11 protein-coding genes are annotated in these 17,771 nt (G+C 73.3%); 4 read left to right on the plus strand and 7 right to left on the minus strand.

Annotated features, from left to right (window positions below; genetic code table 11):
• Positions 1 to 25: 25 nt before the first annotated feature.
• Entirely contained in the window at positions 26 to 3,958 is a 3,933-nt protein-coding gene (locus tag AB0M29_RS17755; RefSeq protein WP_365383480.1) for a hypothetical protein, read from the minus strand.
• Positions 3,955 to 6,795 (minus strand): hypothetical protein, encoded by a 2,841-nt coding sequence (locus tag AB0M29_RS17760; RefSeq protein ID WP_365383482.1) that lies wholly within the window; start codon positions 6,793 to 6,795, stop codon positions 3,955 to 3,957. Before AB0M29_RS17760 ends, AB0M29_RS17755 begins: the two co-directional genes overlap by 4 nt.
• Before the next feature lie 379 nt (positions 6,796 to 7,174).
• Between AB0M29_RS17760 and AB0M29_RS17765 the strand changes: the two genes are divergently transcribed.
• The 3 genes from AB0M29_RS17765 to AB0M29_RS17775 all read left to right on the plus strand — a co-directional run bounded on the left by AB0M29_RS17765 (position 7,175) and on the right by AB0M29_RS17775 (position 10,871).
• Positions 7,175 to 7,984 carry a matrixin family metalloprotease gene (locus AB0M29_RS17765; RefSeq protein ID WP_365383484.1) on the plus strand — a complete coding sequence of 270 codons (810 nt, stop codon included), beginning with the start codon at positions 7,175 to 7,177 and terminating at the stop codon, positions 7,982 to 7,984.
• Between the two features lie 89 nt (positions 7,985 to 8,073).
• Positions 8,074 to 8,784 carry an SAVMC3_10250 family protein gene (locus tag AB0M29_RS17770; protein ID WP_365383486.1) on the plus strand — a complete coding sequence of 237 codons (711 nt, stop codon included), beginning with the start codon at positions 8,074 to 8,076 and terminating at the stop codon, positions 8,782 to 8,784.
• Between the two features lie 5 nt (positions 8,785 to 8,789).
• Positions 8,790 to 10,871, plus strand: coding sequence for a HEAT repeat domain-containing protein (locus AB0M29_RS17775; RefSeq protein WP_365383488.1), 2,082 nt, complete (start codon positions 8,790 to 8,792; stop codon positions 10,869 to 10,871).
• Between the two features lie 115 nt (positions 10,872 to 10,986).
• On the opposite strand, the gene AB0M29_RS17780 is transcribed toward AB0M29_RS17775, so the two are convergent.
• The 5 genes from AB0M29_RS17780 to AB0M29_RS17800 all read right to left on the minus strand — a co-directional run bounded on the left by AB0M29_RS17780 (position 10,987) and on the right by AB0M29_RS17800 (position 14,913).
• Positions 10,987 to 11,421: a hypothetical protein gene (locus AB0M29_RS17780; protein WP_365383490.1), complete on the minus strand. Its 435-nt coding sequence runs from the start codon at positions 11,419 to 11,421 to the stop codon at positions 10,987 to 10,989.
• 169 nt (positions 11,422 to 11,590) lie between these two features.
• Complete coding sequence (locus AB0M29_RS17785; protein WP_365383491.1) at positions 11,591 to 12,391, minus strand: helix-turn-helix domain-containing protein; 801 nt, start codon at positions 12,389 to 12,391, stop codon at positions 11,591 to 11,593.
• 236 nt (positions 12,392 to 12,627) lie between these two features.
• Complete coding sequence (locus AB0M29_RS17790) at positions 12,628 to 13,137, minus strand: hypothetical protein (RefSeq protein ID WP_365383493.1); 510 nt, start codon at positions 13,135 to 13,137, stop codon at positions 12,628 to 12,630.
• 29 nt (positions 13,138 to 13,166) lie between these two features.
• A complete protein-coding gene (locus tag AB0M29_RS17795) occupies positions 13,167 to 13,739 on the minus strand; it encodes a sigma-70 family RNA polymerase sigma factor (RefSeq protein ID WP_365383495.1) in 573 nt (190 codons plus the stop codon).
• 7 nt (positions 13,740 to 13,746) lie between these two features.
• Entirely contained in the window at positions 13,747 to 14,913 is a 1,167-nt protein-coding gene (locus AB0M29_RS17800; RefSeq protein WP_365383497.1) for a S8/S53 family peptidase, read from the minus strand.
• 77 nt (positions 14,914 to 14,990) lie between these two features.
• On the opposite strand from AB0M29_RS17800, the gene AB0M29_RS17805 reads away from it, so the two are divergent.
• Entirely contained in the window at positions 14,991 to 17,738 is a 2,748-nt protein-coding gene (locus AB0M29_RS17805) for a CHAT domain-containing protein (RefSeq protein ID WP_365383498.1), read from the plus strand.
• The last annotated feature ends 33 nt before the right edge of the window (positions 17,739 to 17,771 follow it).

Raw genomic sequence — 17,771 nt, forward strand, 5'->3', positions numbered from 1 at the left:
GCGCCACCGCCGGGGCCTCTTCGTGTCATGCCGAGCCGGGTACGGGCAGCGTGTCGAGGTAGGTGATGCGCTGCGCCGGGAGCCCGTCGGGGCCCGGCAGTTGCTCGTACTCCCGGACGAGCACCCGCATCGGGTGGGCATCGGGCGCCACCGGCAACACCACGGGACCCTCCCAGCGGCCGATGACGCCGGGCACGTCTCGGCACAGTTCGACAGCCGGGTGGTTGTCCAGCGTCTGCCAGGTGAAGGCCTCGCCCGCCGGGCCCGCCATGGTGTTGCGGACCTGCACTTCGGCCGTGACGGTCGACAGCAGGCCGTCCGCTCCGGGAGGCGGCGCGGGGCCGATGACGGCCACGTCGACGCCGGTCTGGGCGGGCTGGAGCGTCACCGTGGTCCGGCGGAAGGCGGGGATCTTGACGAAGCCGGCGTCCACGACGGGTGACAGCCGCAGGTCGTCCGGGGTGAGCAGGGCGTTCTGCTGAAGGCGCGCGACCTTGAGCCGCACGAAGGGCTCGTACAGATTCGTGCCGGCGAACTGCACGTCCGCGTACCACAGATGGCGATCGCAGTCGTACTGGACGGCGTACCCCATCGCTGTCCCGGCCGGGAGCGGCACGGTGGCGTCGGCGTGCAGGTCGGACGGCCCCGGGAACCCGGCCGTGGTCCCGGCTCCTACCTCGCGCACGGGATCCCGCCCCCATGTGGTGGCCGTGTCGGGGGACGCGGCGCCGGACCCCGCGACCATCACGGCGAGCATCTCGCCCTCGCCCGAGACGTACCACGGCCGCTCCAGGTAGACCCGCGCACTCCCCTCGTGCCGGGTGCTCACGACCTGCCCGGCCGCGGTGGACTCCTCCCAGCGGAAGGCAGGCACCACCGAGTGGACGGCCGGGGCGGGCGGGCGCACGCTCGCGGGCACGTGGAGCTGGGCCGTCAGGCCCGCCCGCGTGACGGGGGGCACGACGTAGGCCACCTCCACCTGCTGCCCGTCGGCGATCGCGCCGCTCTGCGTGCGGCTGATCATGCCCTCGGCGTCGAGGACCACGACATCGTCGTCGATGCTGTAGGCCACCGCCGGTTCGGCCGGGGTGCCCTGTCCCGTCGTCTTGGGGACGACGGCGCGGACGACGACGGTCCCGGGCACGAAGGCGGGCGCGACGGAGACGATGTCGGTTCCGGTCAGCCGCACCGTGCGGCGCTCGGTGAAGTAGGGGGCGAAGCGCGAGGTGCCGATCGGGGTGCAGCTCATCACGTGGTGACGGGTGTCGCCCACGTCGTGGCGGACCTGGAATCCGGCTGTGACGACCGGAGGTGCGCCGGGCTCCGGCTCCGGGCGGATGTCCTGCTCACTCTGCCGCAGCACGGCGTAACCGTCGGTTTCCACGGGGTCCGGCTGCGCCGTGTCGTCGACCACGTCGTGCCACCGCGCCTCGGCGTGCACGCTCAGGGTCGAGGGGTCGTGCAGCGTCAGCGCCGGGTCCGCCAGCAGGTACGCGGTCGCGCCCGGCTCCCGTACGACGGCTGCCTCGACGAAGGCGGGCGGGACCACCGGGCAGCGCACCGCGTGGATCATGCGCAGTTCGACCGGTGGCGTCAGCTCCCCGATCCGGCCAGCGAGCGCGTCGGCGCGGTGCGCGGCGATCTGCGCCGCCGTGGGGTTCGCGGACTCCAGCCAGGCCCACCACAGGCCCATGTCCTCCTCGTCACCGGGCGCCAGCACGCTGCTGAGCAGGGCGGTGCCGGTGGCGCCGGGTGCGAGCGCGACGCGCACGACCCGTGCGGCCAGGTCGACGGCCGGTGGCGGCGCGGGCGCCCCGATCGGGCCGGGCTCGACGACCAGCCGCACCGGGAACTGCTCGTGCCAGGCGGTGCCGTGCGGCCACGGCGTGGCCACGTCGGGCTGGCCCGGCAGCCCGCGCAGCGTCAGGCCGCGCGCGAACGGGTCGGGCAGCCACGGACGTTGCACCTGGTCCATGTCCAGGTACGGGGCTCCCCCGGCGTTCTCGTCCGTCGGGCCGGTCGGCAGCGCTCCGCCGTCGAACTGCTTGAGCAGCGCATACACCTGGGCGTCGGTGCGGTGCTGGCCGGCCGTGTCCAGGACGCCGTGGCGCTCCAGTTGCTGCACGGCGACCTTGGGCGGCAGCAGGTGCCGCTCGCACGGAGGGCGCGCGACAGGGGCGGACGGGTCCGCGTTGTCGGTCCTGACGACGAGGACCGCGACGGACTCCCCCTCCGTGACCGGCCGCCGGGCCACCAGGACGGCAGCCGACACCGGCTCGTAGCGGGTGTACCGCAGCGGCGCGGTGGCGTGGTCGCCCGGGTCGGGCTGCGCGGTGAAGGGGGCACTGCGCCCCGCCAGGTCGACCAGCCGGGCGCGGAAGCGGTACGAGCGGCCGTAGCGCAGGGAGGGCAGCGTCCCGTCCGGCACCCGGACCTGGGAGGCGAAGGGCAGCTGCGGGTCCACGACGGGGCCCGGGTCCTGGACCGTGCCGTCCAGCCCCAGCGTCCGGCCCGGCGGCGCGACAGCCAGGCTCCAGCCGCTCCAGCGGAAGACGGACTGGTTCAGCCGGGAGACCGGGCGGCCGTCGGAGTCCTTGAGCCGGGTGATCGCCTCCCCGACCGCCGCCTCGTCGTCGATCGGGACCTGGGCCGGGTAGCCCCGCACGGTGTACGCACCGGCCCGGCGGCACAGCGGGTACCAGTGGCCGGAGGCCACGTCGCACACGTCCACCCGATAGCCCTGGAGCACGTTGTCCCCGTTCACGGTCGTGGTGTCGCCTGGCTGTCCCGCCACGAGGTCGCCGTCGAAGCCGTCCGCGGCCTCGAGCGCCTCCCGGAAGGCGACCTGGCGGTCCGCCTGGGCCACGAAGATCCCGTCGGACCGCAGAGCGGGGGGCACCGGCTGGGGCGGCGGATCGGTGCGGGGCAGACGGCGCAGCGTCGCCGCGTACGACTGGAGGGCCAGGCCGGCGGAGTCGATGTCCAGGTCGTGCGCGGTGAACTTCGAGGTGTCGTCGAGCGGCAGGTACAGCGCGTCCGAGATGCCGTCGGCCCGGGCGAGGAAGAGCTTGCCCGACCTCTTGATGCAGGAAGTGACCGGCTGGAACACCTCCAGGAACGCGGCGTGGTCGACCTGGGCCTGGATCGTCAGCGGCCCGTCGGGCAGGTCGGCCGGCAGCGGCACGGTCAGCCGCCGCAGCAGGCCCACGGGGGCCATCAGACCGGGGTGGTCGGCCAGCGCCGCCACCAGGCCGTGGAAGTCCCGCTCCGGCGGCTGCGGTCCGGCGATCGAGCCGTCCGCCGCGGGCCGCTGCGCGGTGTGGAAGGCGGCCAGACGCGCCCAGCCGTACGGGTCCGCCGCGAGGTCGTCGGGCAGCACGCCCTGGTGGCGCAGCTGCTCGGACATCCTGGCGGCGAAACCGGGTTCGCCGGCCGGGTCGACCGCGGCGACCAGCCGGTCCAGGGCCTCCCACCGCTCGGCCGCCCCCGCCGTCTGCCCGGCGTCGGGCACGACGGGGCCGCGCCCGTGACCGTCGGCGTCGGTGGGCACGAAGACGGTGCCGTATGTGTCGCGCAGCGACTGTGCCAGCGGGCGGGCCGGGTAGGACTCGATCGGGTCGTTCGCCACGCTCGCGTCGAACTGGAAGGAGTGGACGGCGGTGCTGAGAGGGAACAGCGCCCGCCAGAGCGGGACGTCGAGCGGCCCGTCGACGAAAGTGGCGTGCTGCGGCTCCGACTCGCCGGTCGGCTTCCGGAACACGACGGACACCGTGTATCCCAGCTCGGGCAGGTCGGCGATCTGCGGGAAGTCCGAGAGCTGAGGCGGCGGCGCGCCGGGGGGTGCCGGCGCGTCGACGGTCAGCCGCGGACCGAGCACGAGCGACAGCGGCACGGTGCCATCGGCGGTGGGAGGTTGCTGGGGGTCGGGGAGCAGCGTCCAGACGATCGTCTGCTTCATGTGCCCTCCATCGCTGCGAACGCGCCACAACGGGCCTGCCAGGCCGGCTCGTCGGGGAAGGCATCGCCGAAGGCCGGGTCCGCGCCGCTCCCGAAGTCGCGCTCCACCTGCAGCGAGACCGACTTGGAGAAGAACGCGACCCGGACCCTCACCACCACCAGGGCGGTGCCGTGGACGACCCTGGTCTGTGAGTTGTAGGTGAGGGCGAGATAGAACTCGACGGAGATGCTGATGATGCCGAGCACGTCCAGCTCGCCGACGGCCCGGAAGAAGCCGCTCACCTGGGCTTCGAGCGTATGGGGTGCGGCCTCCTGCGCCTTGAGATTGACGTAGATACCGGCGGTCACGGAGACCGACCCGCTGGCCACCCCGAGGTTCAGCGCGGCGGCTGCCCCGAACTCGACCTGGGCCTCCAGTTCGATGATGTTGCCCGCCGCGACGGTGATCCCGAAGAAACCCCTGCCGCCGAGCAGCAGCACCGACACCGTGAACGGGTGGTCGCGCGAGGACAGCGCGAAATGCGCGCGGACCGCTTTGTCGTCGAAGGGCAGGGTGACCGACGACGACAGCGTGAGGTTCTGCATCAGCAGCACACCCGCGGGGATCGCGGGGATGCCCAGGCTGTAGCCGACCTCGATGCCGGTGGCGTCCACCGAGAAGTGCGGGCCGTTGGCCGGGGTCGGGAGGTAGTCCCGCAGGCGGTCGAGGAATTGCAGGTCGCCGCCGAATCCGACCCTCTTGACCTTGGCGTCGAGCGCCGGGGTGGCGCCGGGCTTGGAGGTGAACGCCAGCCGTGTGAAGTCCACGGTCAGGATGCCGCCGACGAACGCCAGGGAGAAGGCGGTGAGTTCGCCGCGGCTCTCCGCCTGCGGAGGGGTGCCGTCGAGCGGGGTCCGCGTGGTGTTGTGCAGGTCGATCCCGGTCTCGTCCGTGGTCGTCAGGATGCCGAAGAAGGTGCCCGTCTTCACCTTCGGTGTCCACTCCAGCGTGGTGAGCACCGCCTTGGGCGGCTGGTCAGCGGCGTCGCGGACGATCTCGGTGACGATGTGCGGAACGGTCGTGCCGTCGCCGGTCGCGGTGCTCGCGACGAGATCGGGAAGGTTCAGGAAGCCCAGCAGTTTCGGGGGGAGGAGGCCGGACGGGTCACTCGCGCCCGGGAAGTAGCTCGCCGGGTCGAACTGCCCGGACTTGACCTTGTCCAGGTCGCCGCCGACGAGCCCCGCTGTCGCCGACAGGCCGGAGACCTGCTGGCTGAGCGCTGCCACGCCGCCCGCGTCGGTCACCGGCGGCGTGAAGCCCACCGGCGGCAGCGGTGGCGGCGGCTGCTGCACCGCCGCGTACACCTGGCCGGCGGCCGCCGGGCCGAAGTCGAGGTAGGTCTGGTCGAGCACGAGCCGGACGGGGTCGGGTGCGGGCGGCGCCGCTCCGGCACTCGGTGCGGCGCTGCTCCGGGGCTGGAATGCCTGGAGCGCGGGCAGCCACGACGACACGACGAGCAGCCGCGGGTACGCGGGGAGGCGTCCCGCTTCGACGAGCGGCGTCACGTCGCCGACCGCGGGCTCGGCGCCGACGGTCAGGCCCTCCACCGCCACGGTGGTGGTCTCTGCGCCGCCGTCCACCGGGGCCAGCTCCAGGTTCCCGGCCGCGGGCAGCGTCAGGCCCGCCGACTTCTGCTCGTACTCGGCGAGCGCCGCGGCCAGCGCCTGCGCTCCGAGGTCGCCCCGGACGTAGGCGAGGGGTGCGCGAAGGGTCAGCGGGTGGCCGCGCTTGTCGGTGCAGAGGATGTCGAAGACGAGCCGCTCGGTCTGTCCTAGCGCGTGCACCCAGAAGCCGAACGTGCCGATCGGCTCGACGCTCTCGTCCACGTCGGCGGCGAGCGGGTCCTGGAGTTGCACCCGGGTGAAGGGGAACGCCCGGCCCTGGTGCGGGAGCCCGGGGGCACCGGCGTAGTCGAGGACGGGCAGCAGGACCGTCAGACGGCTGACCGTGAACAGGCCGACGTCCAGGCGCCGCTCGGTGTGGGTGATGATCTGGACGGGGAAGCCGAACGGCAGCAGGTAGCCGCGCTCCACGACATGCACGGCCACGTCCCGGCCGGTCACCGCGTGGTGCTCGTACCCGGTGACGCCGACGCCGGGCAGCCCGGACCAGTCGCCGGCAAGGTCGACACTCGACCCGAGCGCGCTCAGGTGCAACTGAGTGGCCCGTAGCGGCCTCTGCGTCAACGCCCCGGTGATCGCCTGGCGCTGCGCCGCGTTCAGGGACGAGGTGAACGGCTGGTTCACCCGCGGACTCCCGCCGGGCCCCAGCGGCACCCCGCGACCGGCGGCCGCCGTGGACCTGCCGGGCGGGAGAGCGAGCCGGGTGTGCCACAGCCCGGTCACGCCCGACGGCCCGGTCAGCGGCTCCGTCGGATTCGACCACGCCGCCGGTCCGGGCGGCACGCCGAGCGGCAGGCCCCACACGCACTCAAGGACCGTCCCGGCGGGGTCACGCCGCAGGCCCGCCCAGGCCAGCAGCCCGTCCGTGGTGAAGGGCACCGACGTGCCCGCGGGTACCCGGAAGGCGAGCCGGCTGCCGCCGGAGAGCCAGCCGCCCTTGACCCTCGCCGAGTCGCTCGCGGAGGAGGTCGCCTCCTCCAGAAGCGCCTGCGGGGGAAAGTCGACCGTCACGGAGGCCGGCACGGTGGTGTCGGTGACCACGAGCGCCTGGGGATCGGGGCCGCCGGTCCGCGACAGGTTCGTGAAGTGGAACCTCAGGACGACCATGTCCTCCCGCCGCAGCAGGGTCACGGGCGTGTGGTCCATGGGCACGGGGGTGGGTGCGGCGGCGCACATGCGACAGCTCCTTCGGCCGCGTCGGGCAAAGAGATCTGTGGCTGTTCGAGTGGCCTGGACGGCGGTCTCCCGGAAAACGCCGGGCCTCGGTGAACTACCCGCTTCCCGCAGGCGATTAAGCGGTCGCCCTGACGAGGCGTGACCCGCGTCTCCACTCTACGACGGGCAGCGGAAAGGCGCCGCTCGACCTGGAGATACGGCCTCCCGCGCCCGGCTGCGCGGGGGCGTCGGCCGTGGGAAAATCGAAGGGCGCCGGTCCGTGACGCCGGCGGCCGACGACACGGCCTGCCGCCGAGACCACCGTGCGCGGGCGGGCCGCGTGCAGTTCCGTCCGGAGCAGCCCCCAGGACTGCGTCTATCTCCCCGAGAGGTGCTGGTCATGTCCGGCACGACTGGAAACGTACGCACGAGAATCGCCACTGTCGAGACGACGAAGCCGGGGGACTCCCCCGAAGGCTTCGGCAGCGTCCTCGCGTTCCTTCAGCGGTACGGCTATCTCATGGACGCGAAGCGGGAGTACGGCACGCTCACGGAACGGGTGTCGATCGCGCTGCGGAGGTACCAGCGGCTGCAATCCCTGCCCGTCACCGGCGAATTCGACGAAGCGACCCGGGAGCAGATGGACACCGGCCGATGCGGACTCCCCGACCGCCAGCGCGGGATGGGCTTCTCGGCCGCCTGCGCCTGGACCGGTCCCTGGGAGGAGTACCCGTCACTCACCTACGCCTTCGACCAGGGCACCTCGGACATCTCCGGGGACGGTGAGTTCCAGGCCGTCCGGAACGCCTTCGCGACCTGGGAGGCGTTCCTCACGCCGATGAGCTTCGCGGAGATCAAGCCGACCGACAACCCGGACATCATGGTCGGCTGGCGGCCCACCGTGGATCCGGACCTCGACATGACCGGCAGCGCCATCGCCCACGCCGACCTGCCCCCCGACTGCGAAACCCTGGACCCGGGCCTCCCCCAGCCCCTCCACTTCGACAACGGCGAAGCCACCTGGTGCATCGGAGCCCAACCAGGCGCCTACGACGTGGAGAGCGTCGCCCTGCACGAGGCAGGCCACCTCATCGGCCTCGGCCACTCCAGCGACCCCTCCGCCGTGATGTTCCCCTCCATCAACGGCAACACCACCCACCGAACCCTGGAAAGCGACGACCGCCAGGGAGCCCTCTTCCTCTACCCCTAGCCCGGCCGCCCCGGCCCGGCCCCGTACGACGGCGCGGGCGCGGTGCAACTGCGTACGCTGAAGCGGTCGTTGGGGTGAGGGAGGCGGGGTTGCGGTACTACGTGTATGTGTCCGGGGCGAAGGTGGAGATGCTCCACACGCAGATTCCGCGGAAGCTGCTGTCGCGGTTGACGGCGGAGGCGAAGGTGGATCTGAAGGTCGCGGGGGTGTCTGTGCAGCGGCCCGCGGGGCAGGATGCGGGGCTGTACGAGCGGCTGGATGTGGTGGAGGGGTTCCTGGAGCGGGAGTACGACGTCGGGTGGGTGCCGTCGGGAGCCGAGGAGGAGGAAGGGGCCGGGTTCTGGTTCCGGGGTGAGGTGGGGCTCCGGGTGTCAGGGGACGGGCTGGCCGAGGGGCCTGTGCTGATGTCGGGGGTGGAGGGGGACACGCTGGTCGCGCTGGTGGGGTCGGCGCACCATCTGGTGGGGCACAGTGCGGAGCCGGGGCTGAGGCGGGTGGGGCATTCGTGGCTGCCGTCGCTGTACCGGTTGCTGCAGGACGCCTCGCGGGCGGAGACGGATGGGGTGCCGGCGGCGCGGCCCACGGATGGGGTACTGCATGACGTGGCGGAGGTGTGCGACCGGCTGGCCGGGCCCGCGATGTGGTGCGAGTTCCTGGCACGGGAGCTGCTGCGCGGGAGCGTGACCGACGAGACGGGGATGCGGCGGGAGGTCGTGGTGGGGACGCCGTTGTACGTGGCCCTTTCGGACGAGCGGCCGGGCGGACGAAGGCGGGGGCGCGTGAGGGGCGAGGGCGGATGAAGGGCGTGACCGACACCGGAATCGCGCGGATGTGGATGGCCGGGGATTTCGCCAGGTTGTGCCGGGCGCTGGAAGGACCGAACGATCTCACGGCTGCGCGGGCGGCCGAGGTGCTGGGCGAGGCGGCGTTCGGCCCGGAGGGCGGGTCGGCGTTGATTCGCCACGTGGAGCGATGCGAACCGCTGGTGGCGGAACCGGACTTCGGCTCGTACAACCACGACCGGTCCTGGCCACTGATCGAGGCCGTGCGGGCACTGGGACGGCGGCGGGAACAGCGTGCCGTGCCGGCGTTGTGCCGGCTGTTGGATCAGGAGATCAGTGAGAGCCTGCGCTACCGACTGGAGACCGCCGCGTTCGAGGCCCTGGTCGCGATCGGGGCGTGGGCGGAGGCGAGTGAACGGCTGCTCGTACGATTCGACCAGCGGCTGGAGCCGGATGTGGTGCGGCTGCTCACCGAGGCGCCCCACCCCGAGGCGCTGGAACCCGTGCTGGCCCGGGTGTGGCGGTTGGTGCCGTACGAACTAGACGCTGCCGTCGGGCTGTTGGCCGCTTTCCGTGATCCGCGCACAGCCCCCGCGCTGCTGCACCTCGCCACCGCCGCAGAGACGCCGCCCCGGGTCCGCCGGGCGGCGCTGCGGGCGCTGCTCGAACTGCCGGAGCCGCAGCGATGGCTGGACCTTTCCCGGAACGAACCGCTGGTGGAGCGGCTGCGCGATCCTGACCACGAGACGGCGCGGCTGGCCGGGCGGCTGCTGGCCCTGAGCGAGCAGGGGCGTGCGCGGATGCGGGGACTTCTGAAGGACCCACAGGGAACCTGGCCGCGTGAACACCCGCAGAACTTCCCGGATTCGTATCCGCGGGAGGCATATCCGTACGAGGCCGCGTGCGTGGTCATCTGCGAGGTGGTGGCCGAGCAGCCGCGGCTGTTCGTCTCGCCCTACTTCGGCGAGCTGCGCTTTGCCAAAGAAGCGGAGGGACTGCTGCCGCTGCTGGATCCGGCACAGTCAGCCGCACTGCGCAGGGCCGCCGTGCGGGCGCTGGGAGCGTTCGGCGAGGCCGACTCCCGGGCCGGGAAGGTGGTGGGGGCCGCGCTGCTCGACCGTGCGCTGCCGGACCGGCGGACCGTCGAGCCCGCCGCGGCTGCGCTGGCCCGGCTGCCGGAGCCGCCCGTACGGGAGCTGCTGCGGCTGCTCGGCGAGAGCGAGGACGAGGACAACCCGGGCGGCGGGCCAGGGGAAGAGGGAACCCCAGTGTCCCGGCAAGGCGCGGCGATCGCCCTCGGCTCACTGCGGCACGAGAGCGCCGCCCCCGGGCTGCTCGCGGCCCTCGCCGCCGACGGGCCGCCCGCCCTGCGCCGCGCCGCCGCCGACGCGCTGGGCCTGCTCGGTCACCGCCCAGCCGTCCCAGCGCTCGTGGCCCTGGCCGAGGACGAGGAAGAGGCACCCGCGTTGCGGGCGCGCGCCCTCACGGCGCTGGGACGGATCGGCGCCCACGAGGCCCTCCCCACGCTGCTGGGCGCGGCTCGCTCGAACTCCGAGTCGCTCCGGCTGCGAACGGCCGCATCACTCGGTACCTTCCCTACGGAAGAAGCGATCGCCGCCCTCACAGACCTGGCCTCCGACACGGAACCTGAGACCGTACGGGCGGCAGTCGACTCCTTGGCCCGCATCGGCCCACCAGCAGCCGCCACCCTGTGCACCCTTCCCGACCTGGCCCGCCGCGACCACTGGCCGAGCGCCACCCTCCGCGCCCTGGTTGCGGCGCTCGCAGCCTGCCCCGGGCCGGAGTCCGCCACCGCCCTGGCCCGGCTGGCGGACCGGCCTTACCCGCAGTCCGTCCAGACCATGGCCGAACGCGCCCTCGCTCAACGCCCCGCCCCCGAGGCTCTTCCCCACCTCCTGCGGCTGCTCGCCGACCCGATGATGCGGCACCCCCACGGACCGGCCCTGCTCGCTCTGGCCCGCAGCGGCGCGCCGGAGGCGGAAGCGATCGTCGTCGAGCACTTCGAGCATCAGCGGTCGTTCGTCGCCGACGCCTTCCGGGACGAGGCGCGGGAGGCGTTGCGCGTGCTGCTGCGGGCGGGCTGACGCGGCAGCGCGGCCCGGTGGCCGTGCGCGAGCGCGGTGCTCGCGTGGCCGCCGGGCCGCGCCGGGTGTGCGGTGGTGTCATGCCGGGCCGGGTCCATGCGCCCGGCCCGGTCTGTCAGAAGGTCCTGTTGGTGTGCCAACCCGCCTGGACGGAGGGGTGGTTCACGTCGAAGGTGTAACCGGACAGCCTGCGGTCGGGGCCGAGGGTGCCGGTGTAGCGCCCCAGCGCGCCGTTGGACCAGGAGACGACGAAGTAGATGCTGGTGCCGTCGACCGAGCCGCTGATGACGGTCCCGACGGCGCCGCTGAAGGAGGCGCTGCCGTAGAGCGTCCCGTCCGGGGACTGGGCCAGGTTCATCGTCACGACGGGCCCGTTGCTCTGGTAGAGCGGCCAGCTGCCTCCGGCGTAGAAGCCGGGGACCGCGGCGGGCGCGGCGATCAGATGGGCCGCGTGTGCGGGGGCCGTGGCGGCGTCGGCGGTGGGGGCCATGGCCACTCCGCCCGCGCCGAGGGCGACCAGTAGAGCGGCCGCGGCAAGCTTGGTGCGCATGGGATTCCTTTCCTCGAACGGCAATTGCGGGATATTCCGACGCGGGCCGTGATCTCGTTTTCGCAGACCTGCGAAAAGGCCTGGGAGTGGTTGCGGTTACCGCGTCCTCATCATTGTCTGCGCCGGAATTCCTCTGCGTCCCGCCTCGGTCCGCTGAGCAGACCGGAATTCATGAGTGCGCTCCAGCGGTGGATCCACGCGGCCGGTCAGGGATTGCCGCAGAAATCACGGCACTGGTCCGGTCAAGGTCCGCGGCCAGGCGCGGCAGCGGGCAGGAGGTGCCGCCAGCGGCGTACAGCGCGGCGATCGGAGTCCTCGATCCGGGACCGAGGAGGGGCACCGCCACGCAGTTGACGCCCGGCAGGATGCCCTCCCGGTCGAAGGCCGCGCCCCGCCCGCGGAGGTCTTCGGCGTGCGCGGGGCTCATGATGCCGGGTCCGGGCACGGCGTTCGGACCGACGGCGCTCTCGGCGCCGGGGGCGGATGCCCAGGCCAGCAGCATCGTGGCGGCGGCGGTGCGGCGCGGCAGCGGCATTCCGGCCTCCATCGGTACGCGCCTGGCCGCTTCCCCGCAGGCGACGCCCAACGTCACGACCTGGCCGTACGCCAGTACCGCCACGCCGACCGACGTACCGGTGGCCCTGGCCATACGCAGCATCGGGTCGTGCGCCGCCCGCCGCAGTTCCGGGTCCGGCCGCCACATCCGCCCCAGCGAGAAGATGCGGGCACCCACCCGATACTGGCCGTTGTTCTTCTCCACGGCGCCCAGCGCGGTCAGTTGCTCGAGCAGCCGATAGGCGGTGGCTTTCGGTACGTTCCCCGCCTCCGATAATCGGGTGAGCCCGGCCTCACCCATTGCCCCGAGATGGTCGAGCAGCGTGAAAGCCCCCTCCAGAACGCCGCGGCCTGACTGCCCGCCCGCGTCATCTTTTGCGCTGCCGCCCGGGGCACGCGGAAATTCCGTTCTCATGGCGAATCCTCTCCAAGTGACGTGTCCTGCGCGGCGGCGAAGGCGCCACCTGCTTCAGGCGGTGTGTGCCGGTGACGGCGCGGCCACCGGTTCTATCGGGGCGGGGAGCACCGCCCTCGGCACCCGCTGACCGCTCCGGCCGCACACCGGAGGGACCCGACCGGCCTGTGATACACCGGCGTTCGCATCGGTTCCGTTCCGGGCACGGTCCGACTGGGCGCCCCGGTGCTGTGCCGCTATGGCCGGGCGGTGATCCACTCGGTGATCACGGCGGCGCCCGCCGCGGTGATCACGTGCAGCCGGAACGGGCCCGCCGGGGCCGGCTCGATCACGAACCAGCCGACCTCGTCCACGGGAGTGGTGGTGCCGGGGCCGCCTTCGTCACGAACCCGGACGGTGCCGGGCTGCGCGGGCACGACCTGACCGCGTACGGCATCAGGATGGATCTCGACCTCGAGGGCCAGATCGCGGGCGGCGAAGCTCAGCGTGCGCGGTTCCGCGCGGTCCTCCGTGGCAGGCGGTGCGGAGCGCAGGCCGGTCGGCTCGGCGTGGGAGAGCCAGGAGTCCCCCTGGATCGCGGCGAGTTCGGCGTCGGCGGTGCGCCAGTGGAAGGCGGCCTTCCCGGCGCGGAGAAAGGAAGCGGGCACCTGTCCGTCCCGGACCGCCGCACCGAGTTCCGCGACAAGGCGGTCATCGTCGTCCCGCCAGCCCGCCGCCGTGCCCGTCGCCTCGTCCGGGTTGTCCATGCCTCGTCCTCTCCCCTCGCGCCCCGCGCCTACGCCGGTTCCAGCGCGGCCAGCGCCTCGCTGCGACGAAGGCGATCCAGGCAGCGCCGACGAGTGGGGCCGATCGCGCCCACCGGGACGTCGAGTGCGGCGCAGATCCGCGCATACGACACGGGCGGGTCGGCGAAGAGCATGGCCAGCAACTGCTGGCAGCGGGTGGGCAGTTCGGCGAAGGCCAGCCGCAGGGCGTGCCGACGCTCGGCCACCAGGAGGTGACCGTCCAGGCCCCCGGACACGCCGTCGTCAGGCGTGTCCGGGGCGAGTTCACCGCCGTCCACGGGTATCTGCCGCTTCCTGGCGCGCAGCAGCTGGAGGCATTCGCGCTCGGTGGTGCGCAACAGCCAGCCCGGCAGGGCGGCCGGCTCGCGCAGCGTGTCGAGACGCTCCACCGCGCGCAGCCAGACACCACCGCCGACGTCGTCCGCGTCGGTGCCGGTCAGCCCGTACCGGCGGCACACCGACCACACCAGCGGGGCGTAACGTTCCACGATGGCGTCCCACGCCGCGGGATCGCCCTCACGGGCGCGCAGCACGAGGTCGACCACCACGGGATCGTCACGCATGCCGGAATCATGGCCCATCCGGGAACGGCCGCACCAGAGTGCCTTCCTCGATCAACGCGCGCAGTGCCTGCTGCGGCGTCACCGTTCCGGGCACCGTGCGAGCGGCGACGGCACCGGAGACGGTGGCGGCCGAGAAAGAGGTGCCGCTCCACCGGGCGTAGCCGTCGAAAAGCACGTGGCCGCCGTCGCTCAGTTCCACCTCCCCGGTGAGATACGAGCCGACCACGTCGACGCCGGGGGCCAGGCAGTGGACCCACGGAAGGCCCGGGCTCCACGGCGGCACCGCGCCTGCCTCGTCGACCGAGCCGACGGCGATCACGGGCGGCATCGCGGCCGGCCAGCATGCCGAGCGCGCCGTACGGCCGGCGGTCAGAGCAGTGACGGCACCGTGGTTCCCGGCGGCCGCGACGACGAGTACGCCGCTGCCCAGCCGCTCGACGGCCCGGGCGATGGCCAGCGGCGGGCCCCCGGACAGCGTGTAACAGCCCAAGGAGAGATTGAGGATGTCCAGCGGCTGCGCGGCGGCCAGCCGGGCTACCGCCCGGGCGACCTCCCAGGCGTCGGCCCGGCCGGTGGAGGGATCCAGGATGCCCTCGACCGCGACCTCGGCCGCCGGCGCCTGCCGCTGGATGAGGCTGGTGACGAACACGCCGTGCCCGGACCGGAACGGCAGCGTGTGCCCCGCACCGACAGGTTCGGGCGCGGGCCGGGTGTCGACCACACCGACATGTACACCCCGTCCGGTCTCCCCGCTCACCAGCGTCCGCGGCACCTCGGCGGCGCCGGCAGGCTGCGGCTCGGCGCCGGACATCGGCTTGTGCCCTCCCGTGATCACGGAGTTGACCGGCCGGTTCGCAGCGAACATCGGCTTGTGCCCTTCCCCGATCACGGAGTCGACCTGCCGGTTCACGCCGAGCACCGGCACCCATCCGTCCCGTTCGGACGCCGAACGCTGACGCAGCAGCGCCAAAACATCGCTGACGTCGATCTCGTTGTCCTCCGGGGCGGCCAACTCACGTAGCAGGGCGAGTCCGAGAAGTTCATCCTCATCCTCGTCGTCGCCGGAGTGGCTGAACCCGAGGTCGGCCAGCATCTCCTTGACGTACTGCAAGTGCCGCAGGTCGACGACGAGTTGGTCCGGATAGTGCGCGAGTGGATACACATCCTGTGGCATGTCGATATTCTTCCTTCCATGGGGGTGTTGTCTCGGCGCGAGGGTGATTTTCCTGGACGGAGCCGCCAGGGCCGCCCGTGATACATCCGCCGCACAACATCCAGCCATCGGCCGCGCGGGCCGCCGCGGGCGCACCGGTCCCGGAACAGGCCGAAGGCGACGACGTCCTCGCAGCGGCCCGAGCGGCACTGGCAGCGGTCGACCGCGACCCCGGCTCCGGACTGGCGGCGGCCCGGCATGCCGCCCGCCGCGCCGTACGGGCGGGCCACGCAGCGGCGGCATCCATCGCCGAGCGGGCATGGGGACATGCGCTGCTCCACACCGGCGGCCTGGACGGGGCCATCCGGCACCTGAGCCGGGCCGTCACCTGGGGCACCCGGGCCCGCTCCCCCGAACTGACGGCGGAGGCACGGTACAAACTCGCCTTCGCGATCCTCCAGCGCGGCCGCCCACAGCCCGCACTGCGAGAGATCGACGCCGCCCTGCCTGCCCTGCGTGGCGTCCCGGCCGCCCGCGCGCGGGCCCAGCGGGCGATCGTCCTGCATGTCATCGGCCGCCTCGACGAGGCGCTGGAGGAGTTCGAGACGGCGCTACGGGTACTCCGGCGGCACGGGGACCTGCTCGGAATACAGCGGATGCTGATCAACCGGGCGCTCATCCACTCCGACCAGCACGCCTTCACCGCGGCCGAACGGGATCTGGCGGAAGCCGAGAGCCTGGCGCGAAAGCTCGGCCGCCCGCTAACGATCGGCCTGATCGCCAACAACCTCGGCCAGATGGAGACGCTGCGGGGCGACGTCCCGGCCGCTCTTCGCCATTTGGACCGGGCCGAGCGGATCATCGGCGCCCATGGCGCCCAACTGGGCACGCTGCACCAGGACCGGGCCGAACTCCTGCTGTCCGTCGGGCTGGCCGCCGAGGCGCAGAGCGCCGCCACCCAGGCCATTGACGCCTACCGGCGCGAGAAGCGCACCTTGAAGGTGCCCGAGGTGCAGCTGCTCCTGGCCCAGGCCGAGTTGCTGGGCGGTGACCCGGCCGCGGCACTGCACCAGGCCCGCTCCGCGATGCGACGGCTGCGCACGCAGGGGCGGCCGGAATGGACGGAGCTGGCACGGCTGTTCGAGCTGCGGGCCCGGCGGGCGGCTGGCGAACGGCAGCAGGTGCGGGCGGCGACCATCGACGCCATGGTGGCGGCCCTGGACACCGCGGGCTGGCCGGCGGCCGCGCTGGACGCGGCGATCATCGCCGCACAGGTGACCGCCGAGCGCGGCGGGCCGGCAGCGGATCGCGGTGGCGTGCATCTGGACCGCGCCGCCACGGCGGTCCGCACCCGCGGGCCCGCGCTGATCCGCGCGCGCGGCTGGTACGCGCTCGCGCTCAAACGGCACCTCGCCGGCGACGCCCCGGGCGCCATGTCGGCGGCCCGCACCGGCGTGCGGATCCTCGACGAGCACGCCTCCGGCCTCGGCGCCACGGACCTGCGCGTGCACGCCGCCGCACACCGCACCGACCTGGTGGCCCTCGGGCTCACCACAGCCTTCGCCACCGGCCGTACGCGCCATCTCCTGGAGTGGTCGGAGCGCGCGCGGGCCAGTCAGTTGCCGACCGTGCCGGTCCGCCCGCCCGACGACCCGCAGCTGACGGCACTGCTGGCCCAACTGCGGTCGGTCATCCGCGATCACGCCGATCAGAGCGCCCGGCCCGGCTCCCTGCTGGCCCGTCAGGCGGCGCTGGAGCGCGCGATCCGGTACCGCAGCCGGCACCTGGGCACCGCGTCCGCAGGCACCTCGCGGCCACCGGCGACGGCGCGCGAACTCGGCGCGGCCCTGGGCGGCTGGGCTTTGGTGGAGTACCTCCGCCGCGACGGTGTCCTGCACGCCCTGACCCTGGTCGACGGACGCGTACGCATCCAGCCCCTCGGGGCCGCCACGCACGCGACCGACCTGATCGAGCGGCTGACCTTCGCCCTGCGCCGGCACGCCCGCCCCACCGCCCACCCCGCGCTGCTCGCCGCCGCCCAACTGCGGCGCGCCGCCGCCGAACGACTCGACGCGCTCCTTCTCCGACCGCTGACCGAGCTGGGCGACCGTCCCCTCGTGGTCGTACCTACGGGGTCACTGCACAGCCTGCCGTGGTCCCAGCTCCCCTCCTGTCAGGGACGACCGGTCACCGTCTCCCCGTCCGCGACGCTCTGGCACGCGGCGCACGCCCGCCCGACACCGGCAGACGGCACGGTGACCGCGGTCGCGGGTCCCGGTCTTCCCTGGGCGGGCGCCGAAGCGAGGGCGGTCGCCGCGATCCACGGCGGTGCGGCGCTCACCGGCCGCCGGGCCACCGTCGACGCCGTCCGGCAGGCCCTGGCCGCCACCGGGCTCGCCCACCTCGCCGCGCACGGGCGCCTGTCCGCGGAGAACCCGCTGTTCTCCGCCATCGGGCTGGCGGACGGACCGCTGATGATCTACGACGTCGAACGGCTTCCCCGCGTGCCGCACACTCTGGTGCTCGCGGCCTGTGACAGCGGCCGTCCCGTGGTCCGCGCCGGCGACGAACTCATGGGCCTTGGCGTGGCCTTCCTGGCCCGCGGAACCGCGCAGCTGATCGCTCCCGTCCTCCCGGTGCCCGATGCCAGCACGACACCGGTCATGGTCGCGTTCCACCGGCGGCTGACGGCTGGCGACGCACCCGCGGCCGCCCTCGCCCACGCACAGCAGGGCCTCAACCGGGACGACGCCGAACCGGCCGCGGCCGCGGCTGCGGCCGCCTTCGTCTGCATCGGCGCCGGCACCCACCCATGGGGCGCGGGCGCCACGGCCGCCGGGATATGAGGGGGCATCAGTCCGCTTTCCGGAAGGCGGCAG

The sequence above is a fragment of the Streptomyces sp. NPDC051976 genome (genome assembly GCF_040680795.1).
Lineage (GTDB): Bacteria > Actinomycetota > Actinomycetes > Streptomycetales > Streptomycetaceae > Actinacidiphila.

Bases quoted from the DNA above. Each gene is read 5' to 3' on its own strand.
- AB0M29_RS17795 (WP_365383495.1), bottom strand. From the start codon at position 13,739: ATGCGTGACGATCCCGTGGTGGTCGACCTCGTGCTGCGCGCCCGTGAG.
- AB0M29_RS17785 (WP_365383491.1), bottom strand. From the start codon at position 12,391: ATGAGAACGGAATTTCCGCGTGCCCCGGGCGGCAGCGCAAAAGATGAC.
- AB0M29_RS17760 (WP_365383482.1), bottom strand. From the start codon at position 6,795: ATGTGCGCCGCCGCACCCACCCCCGTGCCCATGGACCACACGCCCGTG.
- AB0M29_RS17780 (WP_365383490.1), bottom strand. From the start codon at position 11,421: ATGCGCACCAAGCTTGCCGCGGCCGCTCTACTGGTCGCCCTCGGCGCG.
- AB0M29_RS17790 (WP_365383493.1), bottom strand. From the start codon at position 13,137: ATGGACAACCCGGACGAGGCGACGGGCACGGCGGCGGGCTGGCGGGAC.
- AB0M29_RS17765 (WP_365383484.1), top strand. From the start codon at position 7,175: ATGTCCGGCACGACTGGAAACGTACGCACGAGAATCGCCACTGTCGAG.
- AB0M29_RS17755 (WP_365383480.1), bottom strand. From the start codon at position 3,958: ATGAAGCAGACGATCGTCTGGACGCTGCTCCCCGACCCCCAGCAACCT.
- AB0M29_RS17800 (WP_365383497.1), bottom strand. From the start codon at position 14,913: ATGCCACAGGATGTGTATCCACTCGCGCACTATCCGGACCAACTCGTC.